The organism is Wenjunlia tyrosinilytica (assembly GCF_014646055.1).
Classification (GTDB): domain Bacteria; phylum Actinomycetota; class Actinomycetes; order Streptomycetales; family Streptomycetaceae; genus Wenjunlia; species Wenjunlia tyrosinilytica.
This window is the reverse complement of the sequence record NZ_BMMS01000155.1, coordinates 1-752: the sequence shown is the minus strand read 5'-3', so window position 1 is coordinate 752 and position 752 is coordinate 1. Positions and strand designations below refer to the sequence as shown.

Below are 752 nucleotides of genomic sequence, written 5' to 3'. Positions count from 1 at the left end.
TGTCGGAGACGACGGTGAACGCGACGGGCGTCCCGCCGAACGCCACCGCGGTGGCCTCTGTGAGATTGGAGCCGGTCAGGGTCACGGTGTTCCCTCCCGCGGCGGGGCCCTGGGTCGGGCTGACAGCGGTGATGGCGGGTGCCGCGAGATAGCGGTAGGGGACGCCGACGCTGGTGCCGCCCGCGGTGGTGACGGTGAGCTGGACCGTTCCGGCCGCTCCGGGCGGGGCCACCGCGGTGAGCTGCACATCCGAGACGGAGGTGAAGGAGGCGGCCGTGGTCCCGAATCGCACCGTGAGGGCCTCGATGAGATGGGAGCCGGTGACGGTGACCGTGTTGCCGCCCGCGAGCGGGCCCGAGACGGGGGTGATCGCGGTGACGACGGGGGCGTTGACGTAGAAGTAGGAGGCACCGGGTGCGCTGGTGCCACCGGGGGTGGTGACGGTCACCCAGACCGGTCCCGCCGCGCCGGGCGGGGCGACGGCCGTGATCTGGGTGGGGGAGACCACGGTGAACGAGGCCGCGGCGGTTGCGCCGAAGGTGACCGCCGTGGCTGCGGTGAGGTCGCTTCCCGTCAGCGTGACGGTGTTGCCGCCGGAGAGGGGGCCCTGGCCGGGAATCACCGCGCTCACCGCGGGGATCGCCATATGGCTGAAGGCCAGGCCGTTGCTGGTGCCGCCGGGGGTGGTGACGGTGACTTGGACGGTGCCGGTTCCGGCGGGGGAGACGGCCGAGATGTGGGTGTCGGAGACG

Annotated in this window: 1 protein-coding gene; it reads right to left on the bottom strand. The window is 72.9% G+C overall.

Annotation, left to right across the window (positions count from 1 at the left end):
* Positions 1–752 (bottom strand): IPT/TIG domain-containing protein (locus tag IEY86_RS37770; RefSeq protein WP_265806226.1); only part of this gene is annotated, 752 nt, incomplete at both ends.